This is a genomic window from Microbispora corallina (assembly GCF_016863035.1).
In the GTDB taxonomy this organism is placed as follows: Bacteria; Actinomycetota; Actinomycetes; order Streptosporangiales; family Streptosporangiaceae; genus Microbispora; species Microbispora corallina.
The window spans coordinates 24,251-38,931 of record NZ_BOOC01000003.1; the positions used below are offsets into that span (position 1 = coordinate 24,251).

The window sequence follows — 14,681 nt, forward strand, 5'->3', positions numbered from 1 at the left end:
CTCCTATGGCTGGACGTCTGGGGCGGGTCGGCCCGTACACGCTGCTGCGGCGGCTGGGCCGGGGCGGCATGGGCGAGGTCTACCTCGCCGCCAACCGCCGGGGCGATCACGTCGCGGTGAAGCTGCTCCGCGACCCCATCGAGAACGACCCGGACGCCCGATTACGGCTCGAACGCGAGGTCCGAGCCCTGCGGCGGGTCGAGAGCCCGTACGTCGCCCAGGTGCTCGACGCGGACCTGTCGGGTGACCGGCCGTACCTCGTCATCGAGTACATCGAGGGCGAGACGCTGCTCGACGCCGTACGGCGGAGCGGGCCGCTGACGCGCGGCGGTCTCGTCGCGCTCGCCCAGGGCCTCGCCACCGCGCTCGCGATCATCCACGCCGGCGGCGTGGTGCACCGGGACGTCAAACCGGCCAACGTGCTGCTGGCCTCCGACGGGCCCGTGCTGATCGACTTCGGGATCGCCCAGGTGCTCGACGCCACCCGGGTCACGATGACCGGGACCTTCCTCGGCACCCCCGGCTACTGCGCCCCCGAGTTGTACGCGGACGAGGAGGTGGGGGCGCCCGCGGACGTCCACGGCTGGGCGGCCACCGTGGCGTTCGCCGCCACCGGCCGTCCCACCTTCGGCAGGGGGACGGCCGAGGCCCAGATGTACGCCGTGCTGAACGGCAAGGCCGACCTGGTGGGCGTGCCGGCGGCCCTGCTGCCCCTCGTCCGGGCCGCGCTGCACCGCGACCCGGACCGCCGCCCGACGGCCGCGCTCCTCGCCGACCGCCTCCTGCGCCTCGCCCGCGCCTACGAGACGCCCGCGTCCCGGCGGCGCGCCGCGGACGAGCGGTCGGCGGTCGCGGCCGAGCCGGACGAGGAGGCCGCCAAGCCGGCCAAGACGGCCAAGACGGTTACGCCGTCCGGTCAGGCCGGGGCGGCCCGCCGCGACGCCGACGCCGCGGACCGGCGGGACGCTCAGGACGGCGCCGAGCGGCCCGGCCGGGACGACGAGAGACGTCCGGGGCGGCGGACAGGCAGGGACGACGCGGGACGTCCCGAGCGGCGCCCCGGTCCGGACGACGCGGGACGTCCCGAACGACGGCCCGCACGCGACGGTCCCGGGCGTGGCGAGCGGCGGACGGGCCAGGAGGGCCGGGCCGAGCGCGGCGGCGCGGACGGGGCCGCCCGTTCCCGCCCCGCCGCGGCTCCCGCGGGCGGGCGCCGGCCCAGGGCGGCGGGCCGCGACGGGCGGGCGGAGTCGGCGCTCGCGGTGGAGGCGCCGCCCGAGGAGGGCGCGGCCGAGACCGCGATCGGCATCCCGACCGGGAGCGCGGCCATGCTCGTGCTCGCGGTGATCGCCGTCCCCTGTGTGGTGGTCGCGGTGATCTACCCGCTGACCGCGTTCGCGATCACGGCGGCCTTCGGCGTGGTGACGAGGGCCGTGTGGACGAGCCACTGGCTGGTCCGCAACCGCAGGCCCGGGCGGTTCCGCGGGGTCCTGCGGGTGCTGACGTTCCCCGTGGCGCTGGCCGGCTCGCTCGTCTCCGCCGTCGCGTGGCCGGGCCTTCCGGCGGCCGCCGCCGGCTTCGTCGCGCTGTGGGTGGCGGCCGGGACGCGCCTGGAGCCGCAGTGGTGGACCCAGGCGGTGCCCGTCACGGTCGCCGGGGTCGCCTTCGGCGTGGTCAGCGGAGGCATCCTCGGACGGGAGGTCGAGCGGGCCGGAGCCGCCATGCCGGGCCTACGCAGGGAGGGCCTGCGGGCGCTCGCCGTCCTCGGCGGCTTCGTCGCGTTGTGCGCCGCCGCCGTGCAGGCCGTCGCGCTGTTCGTCTGACGGGGTGGGTACGCCGTCGCGCTGTTCGTCTGACGGCCGGATACGCCGTCGCGCGTCTCGCCGGGCGGTTGGCGCGCCGTGCCCTCTCATCTGGCGCGGTACGGGCCTCGGCGCCCGCCACTGGGCGGGCCGCGGGACGGGCGAGACGCGAACTACGGGGCGCTCAGTTCTCCCGGCGGGCGAAGCGGTTGAAGATGCGCTCGCCGGCGTTCACCGCGCCCTCGGCGACGTCGCGGAGCACGCCGATGAACGGGTCCTGCGACTGCGCCCACGACTCGCGGTAGGAGTTGGCCGCCGCCTTGACCTCGTCGGTGATCTTCGCGTTGGCGTCGTCCGCACGGCGCGGGTAGTCGCCCGCCAGGATGCGCTCGTACTCGCCGCTGCGCCGCCACCGGTCGAGCTCGGCCACCCGGGTGACCGCGAAGGGGTGCGTGGTGCCGAGCATGTTGAGGACCTTGAGCAGGCCGTCGCGGACGTCGCCCGCCGTGTCGTACTCCCGGGCCTGGTCGAGGAAGGCCTCGATGTTCATCTCGTGCAGCCGCGAGCCGCCGGCCAGCTTCATCAGGGCCCGCAGGGCGGCGTCGGGGTCCTGCCCGGCCACCAGGCCGCCGCGGTCGGCGGACATCTCGGCCTTGCGCTGCCACTCCTCCAGCGCGGCCACGATCACGCGCAGGCCGATGTACCCGAGCGGGATCCACGCGACGCGGGTGGCGAGCCGGGTGAGGACCGCCAGCATGGTGCCGTAGACGGCGTGCCCGGACAGGATGTGGGCCGTCTCGTGGCCGATGACGAACCGCAGCTCCTCCTCGTCCATCAGGTCGAGGATCCCGGTCGAGACGATGATGAACGGCTCGTCGAAGCCGATCGCCATGGCGTACGCCTTCGGGTCCTGCTGGACGTAGATCTCCGGGATCCGGTGCAGGTCGAGGATGTACGCGCTGTCGCGGCCCATGTCGTAGAGCGCGCGGAACTGGGTGTCGGTCGTGCGCACCGCGGAGGCCAGGAACATCAGCCGCAGCCGGCGCTCGCTGAAGAGCCCCGACATGCGCTTGAGCACCGAGTCGAACCCACTGAGCGAACGCATCGCGACCAGCGCGGACCGGTCGGCGGGGTGTTCGTAGGCTCGGGAGCTGATGCCGGGCAGCTGCACGCGATTGCGATCGGGAGTGGTCATGCTCCGCATGCTATGTCCCACGGACTGGACGCGCGCGGGAGTGCCGTACGAGGCGAAAACGTGACCAAGCCGGGGCCGGTTTCGGGCCTGTCCGGGCGTGCACTTTATGCTCCGTTCCATGAGAAACGGGGCCGCGACCAGGCGGCTGGGCATCATGGGCGGGACCTTCGATCCCATCCATCACGGCCATCTCGTCGCCGCGAGCGAGGTCGCGCACCACTTCGACCTGGACGAGGTGGTGTTCGTCCCGACGGGTCAGCCGTGGCAGAAGGCCGACCAGATCGTGTCCTCCTCAGAGGACCGCTATCTCATGACCGTGATCGCGACCGCGTCCAACCCGCGCTTCTCCGTCAGCCGGGTGGACATCGACCGTCCCGGTCCCACCTACACGATCGACACGCTGAGGGACATCGCCGCAACGTACGGGCCGAAGGTGGACCTCTACTTCATCACGGGCGCCGACGCGCTCGCCCAGATCCTGAGCTGGCGGGACGCGGACGAGCTGTTCACGATCGCCCACTTCGTGGGCTGCACCAGGCCCGGGCACACCCTCCAGGACCCGGGCCTGCCCGAGGGCAAGGTCAGCCTGATCGAGATCCCGGCGCTGGCCATCTCGTCGTCCGAGTGCCGGGAGCGGGTGGCCGCCGGCGAGCCCATCTGGTACCTCGTCCCGGACGGCATCGTGCAGTACATCAACAAGCGCGGCCTCTACCAGCAGCCTGAGGACTGACCGGCCCCCGCGGGACCCTCACCGGAGAACTCTCCGTATAAGTACAAACGTATTTGTACAAGAATCCCGGAGTATCTAGCATCGACGGGTGCATGACGACTCCCCGCGCGAGGTGCGCGACTCCAAGGTGCTCGCGGCGATGGCCCACCCGCTCCGCCGCCGCCTGCTCGACGTCCTGCGGGTGGACGGCCCGTCGACGGTGTCGGTCCTGGCCGAACGGACCGGGGAGGCCGTCGGCAAGGTCAGCCACCATCTGAGAGTCCTCGGCGCGAGCGATCTCGTCGAGGAGGTGCCGGAGCTCGCGCGGGACCGCAGGGAACGGTGGTGGCGCAGGACCTCCGGCAGGCTCGACTGGTCGCCGTCGGACTTCCCGGACGATCCCGTCGCGCTGGCGGCCGAGTCGCTGGTCCTGGAGCGGCAGACCGCGCTGGCCAGGCAGTGGTTCGCCGAACGCGAGGACCATCCCGAGCCGTGGCGCCGGGCCGCCTTCACCGCCGACCACTGGGCCCGCCTGTCGGTCGCCGAGCTCGCCGAACTGGAGGAGCGGATCGTCTCCCTCATGGCCTCGCTGGCCGACCGGGAGGTTCCCGACGACGGGCAGGAACGGAAGCTCGTCTTCCTGACCGTCCGGGCCGTTCCGGGGCGGCCGTGACCACCGCCGATCCCCCCGCGGCCGGGCGCGGCGGGCGGCGCTGGACGAGGGACTTCCGGCTGGTGTGGGCCGGTGAGACGATCAGCCTGCTCGGCGGTTCCGTGGCCGCCGTGTCGCTGCCGCTGGTCGCCGTGGTGACCCTGCACGCCGGCACCCTCGCCACCGGGCTGCTGACCGCGGCCGCCTGGCTGCCGTGGCTCCTGGTCGGCCTGCCCGCCGGTGCCTGGGTGGACCGGCTGCAGAAACGGCCGCTGATGCTGGCCTGCGACCTCTGCGCGGCGGCGGTGTTCGCCACCGTGCCGATCGCGGCCTGGGCCGGTACGCTCACGATGACGCACCTGATCGTGGCGGCCGCGGCGGGCGGCGTCGCGCAGGTGTTCTTCACCCTCGCCTACCGCGCGTACCTGCCGGTTCTCGTGGGGCCCGAACGGCTGTTGCACGCCAACACCAGGCTCCAGGGAAGCGAGTCCGCCGCCGGCGTCGCCGGTCCCGGTCTGGCGGGGATCCTCGCCCAGGCGTTCGGCGCGGTGAGCGGGGTGCTGGCGGACGCGGCCAGCTTCGTGGTCTCCGCGGTGTGCCTGCTGTGCGTGCGGACGCGGGAGCCGCGCCCCGCCCGCGGAGCGCGGCGGCGGCTGCCCGCGGAGATCCGGGACGGGCTCCGCTTCGTGGCGCACGACCGCTACCTGCGCGCACTCGCCGTCTTCAGCGCGATGTCGAACATCTCGCTCATGGGCTACCAGCCGGTCCGGATGGTGTACCTCGCCAGGGACGCCGGTGCCGGGCCGGGCGCCATCGGCGTCGTGCTGGCGCTGGCCGGCGTGGGCGGAGTCACCGGTGCCGCCCTGGCCGGCCGGATCGCCGGGCGGTTCGGGACGGCGCGCGGCTTCCTGCTGTGCGAGGCGTTCGCCGCGCCGATGCTGCTGCTCGGCCCGATCGGCGGTGGCCTGGCGTGGTTCGCCGCCGGGGGGTTCGGCGCGGGGATGGGGATCGTGGCCTCGAACATCCTCACGGGGACGTTCCGCCAGCGCTACAGCCCGGCCGGGCTGTTCGGGCGGATCACCGCGAGCACCGCCGCCCTGAACTACGGCGCCATCCCCCTCGGCGGGCTGCTCGGCGGCACGCTGGGCGAGCTGATCGGCGTACGGGAGACGCTTGTGGCGACGGCGGGCCTCGCGATCCTCTCGGTGGGCGTCCTGCTGCTCGGCCCGTTCCGCCCCCTGCGCGACTTCCCCGGCCCGGCCCGCCGCGACGGGCTCCTCACCGGGGGAGCCCTCAGTCCTGGGCCGTCGGCGTGAAATGGGACGGCGGGCGGGGCGCGAGAGTGCTGGTCGCCCGGCGCAGGACGGCCTCGGGGACGCGGGATCCTGCTCTCACGACGACCGTCGCGTCGTCGCGGTCGACCACGTGGATCGTGCCCCCGTCCACCGCCCGCGACCAGGTCCGCGGCCCCGCCTGCTCGTACGGGCCGTCCTCGCCGGGCGGGTCCACGCGCGACCGGACGACGACCGTGACGGCGGAGGCGGAGCGCTCACCAGGGGTGGCGGCGCGGTGGAGGGCCGCCGGGCGCAGGACGTAGCGCAGCTCACCGGGCCGGGACGCCACCCGCTCGACCACGTACCCCGGCAGGTCGGGCGCGATCAGGGGGATACCGGGATCAAGAGGACGGCGGGGAGGCGCGGTCGGCGCCACGAGAGGCGGAGGGCCGCCCACGGCCATCAACGGCACCTGCTGGGCCCACCACAGCATGCCCGGCGTCGTGAACAGGGCGGTGAGCGCGTACGCCAGTCCCAGGACGAGGCACACGGCGACCAGCCGGTTCGGGACGAGTTGCCAGGCCACGGTGTCGAGGAGGGTCCACAGCAGGAACGCCGCCGGAGGGGCCGGAAGGGCGACGTGCCAGGCGGGCCGCACGCGCACGGCCCACAGCGACGGCCAGGCCGTGACGAGGAGGAACGGCGCCGCCCCCAAGAGGATGACCGCCCCCTGCCCGAACCGGGCCGAGGGGTCGTACGGGAGGACGGCGAGCCCGGCCGCGGTGAGCGCCCACGCGAGCGGCGGGAGGGCGAGACCGACGAGCGCGGCGGCGAGCGTGCGGCGCAGCGCCGGCGGCACGGCGGGCCGGCTGGGGGGAGCCATGCGATCAAGAGTGGCACGCGGTGCCGACCACGGCCACGGCTCACCGGGACTTTACCCGTGGATATCGGCCTGACCTGCGGGAACGTAAACGGCGGGGGTGCGGGGAGGGGAGTTGCCCAGGAGGCGGCAGGCAGGCTTTGCGCGGGGATGGACGACCCGGCGGCGGTCCGGCGGTTAACGTGCGAAGCAGGAGCCGGGCCGCGTGAGGCCCCCGCTCCCTGGATATTGATCCGGCGCTCCGTACGCCCCGGTCCGGCCGGGGCCACGACCGTCACAGTACGGAGTGATCCCATGCTCAAGGAAGCTCTCGCCGCGGGCGCGATGGCCCTGTCGGCCCTCGTCGTGCCCGCCACGATGCCGGCGCAGCCCGCGCACGCGCTGACCGTCACGCAGCCGACCGACCACGGACGGCCCTGTTGTGGCCACCGACGCCACCACAGGCACCACCGTCACCACCACCGGCCTCAACAGCAGCAGCAGCAACAACAGCAGCAGCAGGGAGGCCGGCACCACCGATCCCAGCAGCAGCAACAGCAGCAGCAACAGCAGGGAGGTCGGCACCACCGCTCCCAGCAGCAGCAACAGCAGCAGCAACAGCAGGGGTCGGGAGGCCAGCAGCAACAGCAGCAGCAGCAACAGCAGCACTGAGCCAGCACCGGCAGCGGTGAGCCGCTGCAGCGCCGGATCAATTCCGCAGCACGACCGCCCCACGAGGACCGTCCTCGCGGGGCTTTCTCCTGCTCCCGGCGGCTCCCGTCTCCCCGTCCCCGCAGGAATCAGGGCGCCCCGGAGGACGTTGAATCCCTGATCCGGGGCATACCCCCGATAACGGGGGTGTCCCGATAGGGTCGTCACCGCGTAAGTCGGTTGTACGGCGCACGATGACTGTGCACCCTGGAAGAGCCCGACAACGGAGGACAGAACCGAATCGTGACAGCATCTGAGAGAGCGATCCAGTTGGTCAGAGTCGCCGCCGAGGCGGCCGCCGAGAAGCTGGCCGACGACATCATCGCCTACGACGTGAGCGACCAGCTCGTCATCACCGACGCCTTCCTGCTCTGCTCCGCCTCCAACGACCGCCAGGTGCGGGCGGTGGTGGACGAGATCGAGGAACGCCTGCGCATCGAGGCCGACGCGAAGCCGGTGCGCCGCGAGGGCGAGCGGGAGGGGCGCTGGGTGCTCCTCGACTACCTCGACATCGTCGTCCACGTCCAGCACGAGGAGGACAGGGTCTTCTACGCGCTCGAGCGCCTGTGGAAGGACTGCCCCTCGATCGAGCTGCCGGAGAGCGTCAAGCGGGTCGCGGCCCAGCGCGGGCACGGGGCGGCTCGGTGACGCACGACCACGGGGCGGCGCGATGAGCCGCCGGATGGTCTGCCTGCGCCACGGGCAGACGCTCTGGAACGTGGAGCAGCGCTTCCAGGGGCACACCGACATCGGGCTCGACGAGGTGGGCGTCGCCCAGGCGGCCCGGGCGGCCTCCCTGCTCGCGTCCCTGCGGCCCACCGTGATCGTCTCGTCCGATCTGCGCCGCGCCCACGACACCGCCTCGGCCCTCGCCCGGCTCACCGGCCTTGACGTCTTCGTCGACAAGGACCTGCGGGAGCGCGGCGGCGGCGCCTGGGAGGGCCTGACCCGCGAGGAGATCAAGGCCGGGTGGCCGGTCGAGTACGAGGCGTGGGAGGCCCCGGGCGGGGAGGTCGTGACCGACGTCGCCGACCGCGTCGCCGAGGCGATGACGCGCTGGTCGGGCCGGCTCGACGACGACGGCCTGCTGGTGGTCGTCTCGCACGGCGCCGCCACCCGTCTGGGCATCGCCCGGCTGCTGGGCCTGCCGCAGGAGCTGTGGTCGGTCCTCGGCAGCCTCGGCAACTGCTCGTGGTCGGTGCTGGAGGAGGGACGCCGGGGCTGGCGTCTCCTGGAGCACAACGCGGGCACCCTGCCGGAGCCGGTCAGCAGCGACGACAGCCCGGCGGTCACGGCCGACGGCTGAGCCTCAGTGGCCGCTGTGACCGGTGACGATTAGGTAAACGGATGGGCGTGCTTGTATGCTCTCCGAGCGCCGCGCCGGGAACACCCGGAGCGGTGGCAAGGGGCTATAGCGCAGCTGGTAGCGCACCTCCATGGCATGGAGGGGGTCTGGGGTTCGAGTCCCCATAGCTCCACCCGTTCTGTCCCGCCCGTGATCTCGCGTTCACGGGCGTACGGCCGGGTCGCGCGGCCGGCCGTACGCCCGCGGCTCACGGGCCGCCCGCTCAGCCCAGGCTCTTCAGGTAGGCGAGCGACGGCATGAAGAAGTACTCCCCGCCCTTCATGGTCACGGTCTGCGGCACCTGGTGCTGGGGAGCGCCGAGCGCCGAGGAGCCCCACTGCTTGGGGAAGCGCACCTTGACGTCGCGCTTGCCCTGGCCGATCACCGGGTCGTGCCCGGTGCCGCCGGCGGGGAAGTCCGGGTTGTCGGCCCAGCTCTGCTGGGTGAACTCGAACTGGCTCTGCAGGCTGGAGTTGAACGCCATGAACAGCAGGCCCACCCCGCCGGTGGGGCGCGTCTGCGGAGGGGCGTCGTCCCACGGCCGGTCGGTCCGGGAGCCGTACGTCTGGCCGCGCCGGGCCATCATCACGCCGAGCACGCGCTCGAGGCCCTCGTCACGGGAGTCGCGCGGGTTGGCCTTGCGGATGTGCGCGCCGACGGGGCACCGGGACCCGGGGTCGTCGCGGTAGCTGAAGTCGTTCTGCACGGGGAATCCGGCCGAGCTGGGCCGGTCGTGCAGCCGCAGCGGGGTGCCGTTGCGGAACCGGCCGACCAGCATGGCCCCGGCGCGCGGGCGGTCGGCCCCGGTCAGGCCCAGGGCGTCGGCGAGGGAGTCCTCGGCCTCCCGGAACGCCCGCACGTTCTGCTCCAGCTTGCGCAGCACCAGGTAGCTGCCGAAGTGCCGGCTGGGGTGGGGCGCGAGGGGGTCGGCGACCAGGACGTGGCTCAGCGGGAAGAACGGGTTCCAGTTGGTGCCGGGCTCCTGGGCCACCTGGTCAGCCAGGAAGAGCGGCTGGCTGCGGCCGTCGACGTACCCGAAGTGCTCGATGCCCCGCCCCTGGTCGTCCCGCAGGCCGGCGCCGGTCTCCTCGCCCAGGACCTTCGCGGTCTTCGGCAACAGCGCGAGGACCCGCTTGCGGGTGGCCGCGACCGGCTCGGGGGTGGCGTCGCCGATCAGCACGACAGCGTGGATCTCGCCCTGGTACTGCGGCTCCCACGCGCTCACCGGGGGGTCGCTCAGCGTGTCCTTGCGCCGCTTGAGGCCCGACTTGAACGCGTTGTCGCCGAACTTCGCGGTCTCGTGCCCGAGCTTGAGGTAGCCGAGCCTGCTGATCCCCACCCCGACGTACGGCGTGCCGGGGGCCTTTGTCTTGTTGAAGGCCCGCACCTCGTCGAGGTGCTTCCTGGCCGACTTCATGAGCGGGACGAGCGCCTTGAGGAAGCGCCTGCCGTCCGCGCCGTCGCCGAAGTTCAGCAGCAGCAGGGACAGGCTCTCCCGGACGTGCGCCTGGAGGATGTTCGGCTGGAGGTTGTCCAGCATCGCCTTGGTGTCGGCGTCGAGGCTCGCCGCGTCCCACGCGAGCGGTTTGGTATTGGACAGGTTCACCGGCATCGTCGGTCCTTCTCCATCGTCGTCTCGGCTGGGCCCCCGATCCCTAAGAGTCTTCTCCCACGCATCGGGTTCTCCTGGATAGTCCGGGAAATCCCGCACCCGCCGCCCACGGAGCGGGGAACGGCGACGTGCCAGGTCAGGCCTAACCCGTGCACGGTGGGTAGTGACGGGCCATGACGAAGAGACGACCTGTCGGCGTGGAAGAGGAGTTCCTCGTCGTGGACCTGGAGAGCCGGCGGCTCACCCCGCTGGCCCAGGCCATGCTCGACCGGCTGCCGGGGGAGGGGTTCGCCGCCGAGCTGCAGCGGTCCGTGGTGGAGACCAACAGCACACCCCTGGAGGACCTGGGCGACGTCCGGGCCGAGCTCGTACGGCTCCGCGGCGCGCTGGTGTCGGCGGGGGAGCCGCTGGGCGTGGGGGTGATCGCCTCCGGGACGACTCCCCTGACCGGAGTCGACGGGTACACGATCTCTCCGGGGGAGCGGTACCGCTACCTGTCAGACGAGTACCGGTTCCTGGCCCAGGAGCAGCTCATCTGCGGCGCCCAGGTGCACGTGGAGATCGACGACCGCGACGTCGCGGTGCTCGCCGCGCAGCGCGCGGAGGCGTGGCTGCCGCCGCTGCTCGCGCTGAGCGCCAGCTCGCCGTACTGGGAGAACGACGACACCGGGTACGCCAGCAGCCGCACCCTCGCCTGGCAGCGGTGGCCGACGGCCGGGTCGCTGGGGCCGTTCGCCGACGCCGCGCAGTACGACCGCACGGCCGAGGACCTGGTCGCCTCCGGCGTCATCGAGGACCAGGGCATGGTCTACTTCGACATTCGGCTGAGCGCCCACGTGCCCACGGTCGAGATGCGGATCTGCGACTCCTGCCCGCTCGTGGACGACGTCGTCCTGCTCGCCGGGCTGTTCCGCGCCCTGTTCACGAGGGAGAGCGAGGCCGTCGAGCGCGGTGAGCCGCCGCGCGGAGAGCAGCGCCCCGCGCTCCTGCGCGCCGCCAACTGGCGGGCCGCGCGGTCGGGGCTGGAGGGCGACCTGCTGTCGCCGCTCACCAGCAGGCCGTCCTCGGCGCCGCAGCTGATCACCTGGCTGCTCGACGACCTGCGGCCCACGCTGGAGGAGCTGGGCGACTGGGAGCTGGTCTCCGAGCTGGCCGACGAGGCGCTGCGGCGGGGCAGCTCGGCGTCCCGCCAGCGCGGCGCGCGCGCCGTCAACGGCCGTCCCGAGGACGCCGTCGACCTGCTGCTCGCCGAGACCCGCAAGCCCTGAGCACGGGCCCGCCCGTCCCCCCGCCTGAGTGACAGGGGGGACGGGCGGGCCGATACCCTACTGGCCATGTCACTGGCCACGTCCCCCATCCGCGGCGTCCGATGACCGGCGCGTACTCGGGCTGGCTGATCGGCGCCGGCCTGCTGCTGGCGCTCGTCGCCGTGATCACCGCGATCCGGGACCGTCCGATGGGCACGGTGCTGCTGGCCGGGCTCGCGGCGCTGGAGGTGGCGCTGCTGGTGCAGGCGGCCCTCGCCCTGGCCCGGATCGGGCACGTGGGGGAGAAGGCCACCTTCGTCGGCTACCTGCTCGGCACGATCGTGATCCCGCCCGCCGCGGTGTGGTGGGGGCGGGCCGAGCGCACGCGCTGGGGTCCGGGGGTCATCGCGGTCGCCGCGTTCACGGTCGCGGTCATGACCGGCAGGCTGCTGCAGATCTGGAACGCGGGCGCATGACCGGGGAGGACCGGGCGATCCGGTCGGGGCCGGGCCGCGTGCTGGTGGCCGTGTACGGGGTGTTCGCGCTGGCCGCGACCTCCCGGGCCGGCGTGCAGATCGCGACGAAGTTCGGCGAGGCGCCGCTCGCGTACCTCCTGTCGGCCGTCGCCGCGGTCGTCTACATCGTGCTGACCGTCGCGCTCGCCCGGGGCGCCCGCCGCGTCGCGGTCGCCGCGTGCCTGGTGGAGCTGGCCGGGGTGCTGGTCGTCGGCACGCTCAGCCTCGTCGACGCCAAGGCGTTCCCCCAGGCGACCGTGTGGTCCGGGTACGGCAGCGGCTACGGCTTCGTGCCCCTCGTGCTGCCCGTCGTCGGCCTCTTCTGGCTCCTGCGCCGCCGGCACTAGCCGGCACCCTCGCAGTCGGCTCACCGCCGGACCGCCCTCACTGGGAACAAAAGGACGCTGTGGGATATTTGCTACAGTTGCCAAATGTAGGATGACCCGATGAGAGGAGTCGTGCCGGCATGAGCGCCGTCGTGACGCACAGGAGACCGGGCGGATCGATGGCGTGGTTCATCGCCGTGGGCATCGCGCTGGCCGCGCTCAACCTGCGGACCGCGGTGACCAGCGTGGGAACCGTCATGGACGAGGTCAGCGCCGGGCTCGGCATGTCGGCCGCGGCGACCGGGCTCCTCACGACCCTGCCCGTGCTCTGCTTCGCGATCTTCGGCGCGCTGACGCCCGCGCTGTCGCGCCGCGTCGGCGAGCACGCCCTGCTCCTCGGCGCGATCGTCCTGCTCGGCGCCGGGCAGGCGGTCCGCGCGGTCGTGGACTCCGCCGTGCCGTTCCTGGCCGCGAGCGCGGTGGCGCTCGCGGGCGGCGCCGTCGGCAACGTCGTCATCCCCGCTCTCATCAAGAGGCACTTCCCCCGGCGCGGCGGCGCCATGACCACCGTCTACTCGACCGCGCTGGCGGTCGGGACGATGGTCGCCGCCGCCGCGACCGTTCCGGTCCAGCAGGCCGCGGGGGGCAACTGGCACGTCGCACTAGGGGTGTGGGCGGCGCTGGCCGCCGTGGCCGTCATTCCGTGGCTTGCGCTCGCGCGGCGCAGTGAGCCGGAGCGGCGCAGCACCCACGCGCGTGCGGGGCGAGCCGCACTCCTGCGCAGCAGGCTCGCCTGGGCCGTGGCCGGATACTTCGGCTCCCAGTCGCTCATCGCGTACGTCATGTTCGGGTGGCTGCCGCTGCTGCTGCGGGACAACGGGTACACCTCCGGTCAGGCCGCGGTGATCCTCGCCGTGTTCACCGGTCTCGGCATCCCCATCTCGCTCGCCGTGCCCCCGCTCGCGACCCGCCTGCGCGACCAGCGGCCGCTTGTCGCCGCGTTCGTCGTGCTGTACGCGGTGGGCTTCGCCGGCCTGCTCAGCGGCCACGCGCTGTGGGCGTCGTCGATGGCGGTCGCGGTCGGTATGGGCTCGTTCCCGCTCGCGCTGTCGATGCTGGCCCTGCGCACCCGTTCGGGCGCGGCCACGGCCGCGCTGTCCGCCTTCGGTCAGAGCACCGGCTACCTCATCGCCGGCGCCGGTCCGATCACCTTCGGCCTCCTCCACCAGGTCAGCGGCGGGTGGGCGCTGCCGTTCGGCCTGCTGTTCGCCGCGGTCGCGGTCCAGCTCGTCACCGGCTGGTACGCCGGAGGCGAGCGCACGCTGGAGGACGAGGGCCGTGCCGTGCCGGCGGGTCCGGACCCGGAGGCCGCGGAGCGGGCGGCGGACGGGGCCGATCACGCGGCCGATCACGCGGAGGGCGCGGGAGGCGGCGGCCACGCCTCCCACGGCGTCTCCGGCCCCGTCGCCGGGCATCCGGCGCTCGGGATCCGGGACCTGGTCGCCGGTCGCCACCGCACGTCCGACGAGCGGGGGCGCCGGTCGGACGGCCTCCCCGCCGCCGGCCCCCGTCAGGGGCGCCGTACCGCACGGGCGGGGCGCCGCCGCGGCTCCCGCTCGCGCTGACGCGACCCGGAGCGTCGCCGCCGTCCGGGCCGCCGGTCTCGTGGTTTAGCCCCCTGACAGGGGGCAGGGCAACTTCCGCAACCACGAGAGAAGGAGGAGGCATGAGCTCGATCGAACAGTCCATCGACGTGAATGTCCCGATCCGTACGGCGTACAACCAGTGGACCCAGTTCGAGAGCTTCCCGGAGTTCATGGAGGGCGTGGAGTCGGTCAAGCAGATCAGCGACACCCGTACCGACTGGGTGGTCGAGATCGCCGGCGTCCGCAGGGAGTTCGAGGCGGAGATCACCGAACAGCACCCGGACGAGCGCGTGGCCTGGCGGTCGCTGGACGCGCCGCGGCAGGCGGGCGTGGTGACCTTCCACCGCATCGACGACGCCACCACGCGCGTGACGCTGCAGATGGAGTACGACCCGGAGGGCTTCCTGGAGAAGGCGGCCGACGCGCTGCAGATCGTGCGCCTGCGCGTGCGCGGGGACCTGGAGCGTTTCAAGACCTTCATCGAGTCGCGCGGCGGCGAGACCGGTGCGTGGCGTGGAGAGGTCCCCGGCCCGCACCAGCAGGGCACCGACGGCACGAGCAGCACCACGGGCTCTGGCGCCGGGTACGGCTCCGGCACCGGGTACGACATCGGCGAGCCGATGCCGCCGCAGCCGGTCGACCCCGACTACCCGCGTGACGCGCCGCTGCCGCCGCCCGGCAGCGGTCCGATCCCGCCCGCGCCCGGCACGGGTCCCGCGCCCGGCACCGGCCTGGTGCCGCCGCGCGACACGCCCGGACCGGTCATCTAGTCGTAGCGCCGGACTGTC

The 14,681-nt window shown here is 73.4% G+C and carries 15 protein-coding genes and 1 tRNA gene; 12 read left to right on the forward strand and 4 right to left on the reverse strand.

What is annotated here, in order from left to right; genetic code table 11:
* Nucleotides 1-5: 5 nt before the first annotated feature.
* Nucleotides 6-1,823, forward strand: a complete 1,818-nt coding sequence (locus Mco01_RS04220) for a serine/threonine protein kinase (RefSeq protein ID WP_204055579.1) — start codon at nucleotides 6-8, stop codon at nucleotides 1,821-1,823.
* Between the two features lie 163 nt (nucleotides 1,824-1,986).
* Here Mco01_RS04220 and Mco01_RS04225 read toward each other — a convergent pair whose 3' ends face one another.
* Nucleotides 1,987-2,997: a M48 family metallopeptidase gene (locus Mco01_RS04225; RefSeq protein ID WP_036330706.1), complete on the reverse strand. Its 1,011-nt coding sequence runs from the start codon at nucleotides 2,995-2,997 to the stop codon at nucleotides 1,987-1,989.
* Between the two features lie 118 nt (nucleotides 2,998-3,115).
* Here Mco01_RS04225 and nadD point away from each other — a divergent pair, with 118 nt between their 5' ends.
* The 3 genes from nadD (at nucleotide 3,116) to Mco01_RS04240 (ending at nucleotide 5,674) form a co-directional block, all read left to right on the forward strand.
* The gene (gene nadD, locus Mco01_RS04230) at nucleotides 3,116-3,727 is read left to right on the forward strand and encodes a nicotinate-nucleotide adenylyltransferase (RefSeq protein WP_239103329.1); all 612 of its coding nucleotides are present in this window, start codon (nucleotides 3,116-3,118) and stop codon (nucleotides 3,725-3,727) included.
* Between the two features lie 88 nt (nucleotides 3,728-3,815).
* Nucleotides 3,816-4,379, forward strand: a complete 564-nt coding sequence (locus Mco01_RS04235) for a winged helix-turn-helix domain-containing protein (protein ID WP_204055581.1) — start codon at nucleotides 3,816-3,818, stop codon at nucleotides 4,377-4,379.
* The gene (locus Mco01_RS04240; RefSeq protein WP_204055582.1) at nucleotides 4,376-5,674 is read left to right on the forward strand and encodes an MFS transporter; all 1,299 of its coding nucleotides are present in this window, start codon (nucleotides 4,376-4,378) and stop codon (nucleotides 5,672-5,674) included. The genes Mco01_RS04235 and Mco01_RS04240 overlap by 4 nt, the downstream gene beginning before the upstream one ends.
* Here the strand turns inward: Mco01_RS04240 and Mco01_RS04245 are convergent.
* Complete coding sequence (locus Mco01_RS04245) at nucleotides 5,652-6,515, reverse strand: hypothetical protein (protein WP_204055583.1); 864 nt, start codon at nucleotides 6,513-6,515, stop codon at nucleotides 5,652-5,654. The two genes, Mco01_RS04240 and Mco01_RS04245, sit on opposite strands and share 23 nt — an antisense overlap.
* Before the next feature lie 174 nt (nucleotides 6,516-6,689).
* Nucleotides 6,690-7,160, reverse strand: coding sequence for a hypothetical protein (locus tag Mco01_RS04250; RefSeq protein ID WP_204055584.1), 471 nt, complete (start codon nucleotides 7,158-7,160; stop codon nucleotides 6,690-6,692).
* A 285-nt stretch (nucleotides 7,161-7,445) separates the two neighbouring features.
* Here Mco01_RS04250 and rsfS point away from each other — a divergent pair, with 285 nt between their 5' ends.
* The 3 genes from rsfS to Mco01_RS04265 all read left to right on the forward strand — a co-directional run bounded on the left by rsfS (nucleotide 7,446) and on the right by Mco01_RS04265 (nucleotide 8,680).
* Entirely contained in the window at nucleotides 7,446-7,850 is a 405-nt protein-coding gene (rsfS, locus tag Mco01_RS04255) for a ribosome silencing factor (RefSeq protein ID WP_036330701.1), read from the forward strand.
* Nucleotides 7,851-7,872: 22 nt separating this feature from the next.
* On the forward strand, nucleotides 7,873-8,508 hold the full coding sequence (locus tag Mco01_RS04260) for a histidine phosphatase family protein (RefSeq protein ID WP_204055585.1): 636 nt from the start codon (nucleotides 7,873-7,875) through the stop codon (nucleotides 8,506-8,508).
* A 99-nt stretch (nucleotides 8,509-8,607) separates the two neighbouring features.
* Nucleotides 8,608-8,680, forward strand: a tRNA-Ala gene (locus tag Mco01_RS04265).
* 90 nt (nucleotides 8,681-8,770) lie between these two features.
* On the opposite strand, the gene Mco01_RS04270 is transcribed toward Mco01_RS04265, so the two are convergent.
* Nucleotides 8,771-10,153, reverse strand: coding sequence for a Dyp-type peroxidase (locus Mco01_RS04270; RefSeq protein ID WP_204055586.1), 1,383 nt, complete (start codon nucleotides 10,151-10,153; stop codon nucleotides 8,771-8,773).
* Nucleotides 10,154-10,332: 179 nt separating this feature from the next.
* Here Mco01_RS04270 and Mco01_RS04275 point away from each other — a divergent pair, with 179 nt between their 5' ends.
* The 5 genes from Mco01_RS04275 to Mco01_RS04295 all read left to right on the forward strand — a co-directional run bounded on the left by Mco01_RS04275 (nucleotide 10,333) and on the right by Mco01_RS04295 (nucleotide 14,663).
* Nucleotides 10,333-11,427: a carboxylate-amine ligase gene (locus Mco01_RS04275; RefSeq protein ID WP_204055587.1), complete on the forward strand. Its 1,095-nt coding sequence runs from the start codon at nucleotides 10,333-10,335 to the stop codon at nucleotides 11,425-11,427.
* Nucleotides 11,428-11,528: 101 nt separating this feature from the next.
* Complete coding sequence (locus Mco01_RS04280; protein WP_036330697.1) at nucleotides 11,529-11,882, forward strand: hypothetical protein; 354 nt, start codon at nucleotides 11,529-11,531, stop codon at nucleotides 11,880-11,882.
* Complete coding sequence (locus Mco01_RS04285; protein WP_204055588.1) at nucleotides 11,879-12,268, forward strand: hypothetical protein; 390 nt, start codon at nucleotides 11,879-11,881, stop codon at nucleotides 12,266-12,268. The genes Mco01_RS04280 and Mco01_RS04285 overlap by 4 nt, the downstream gene beginning before the upstream one ends.
* 119 nt (nucleotides 12,269-12,387) lie before the next feature.
* Complete coding sequence (locus Mco01_RS04290) at nucleotides 12,388-13,872, forward strand: CynX/NimT family MFS transporter (protein ID WP_204055589.1); 1,485 nt, start codon at nucleotides 12,388-12,390, stop codon at nucleotides 13,870-13,872.
* A gap of 101 nt (nucleotides 13,873-13,973) precedes the next feature.
* Nucleotides 13,974-14,663, forward strand: a complete 690-nt coding sequence (locus Mco01_RS04295) for an SRPBCC family protein (RefSeq protein ID WP_204055590.1) — start codon at nucleotides 13,974-13,976, stop codon at nucleotides 14,661-14,663.
* Nucleotides 14,664-14,681 lie beyond the last annotated feature (18 nt).

What these genes read in the sequence shown, in the direction of transcription:
- Mco01_RS04220 (WP_204055579.1), top strand. Translation starts at nt 6, where the DNA reads ATGGCTGGACGTCTGGGGCGGGTCGGCCCGTACACGCTGCTGCGGCGG.
- Mco01_RS04280 (WP_036330697.1), top strand. Translation starts at nt 11,529, where the DNA reads ATGACCGGCGCGTACTCGGGCTGGCTGATCGGCGCCGGCCTGCTGCTG.
- Mco01_RS04285 (WP_204055588.1), top strand. Translation starts at nt 11,879, where the DNA reads ATGACCGGGGAGGACCGGGCGATCCGGTCGGGGCCGGGCCGCGTGCTG.
- Mco01_RS04225 (WP_036330706.1), bottom strand. Translation starts at nt 2,997, where the DNA reads ATGACCACTCCCGATCGCAATCGCGTGCAGCTGCCCGGCATCAGCTCC.
- nadD (WP_239103329.1), top strand. Translation starts at nt 3,116, where the DNA reads ATGAGAAACGGGGCCGCGACCAGGCGGCTGGGCATCATGGGCGGGACC.
- Mco01_RS04295 (WP_204055590.1), top strand. Translation starts at nt 13,974, where the DNA reads ATGAGCTCGATCGAACAGTCCATCGACGTGAATGTCCCGATCCGTACG.
- Mco01_RS04275 (WP_204055587.1), top strand. Translation starts at nt 10,333, where the DNA reads ATGACGAAGAGACGACCTGTCGGCGTGGAAGAGGAGTTCCTCGTCGTG.
- Mco01_RS04290 (WP_204055589.1), top strand. Translation starts at nt 12,388, where the DNA reads ATGAGCGCCGTCGTGACGCACAGGAGACCGGGCGGATCGATGGCGTGG.
- Mco01_RS04260 (WP_204055585.1), top strand. Translation starts at nt 7,873, where the DNA reads ATGAGCCGCCGGATGGTCTGCCTGCGCCACGGGCAGACGCTCTGGAAC.
- Mco01_RS04245 (WP_204055583.1), bottom strand. Translation starts at nt 6,515, where the DNA reads ATGGCTCCCCCCAGCCGGCCCGCCGTGCCGCCGGCGCTGCGCCGCACG.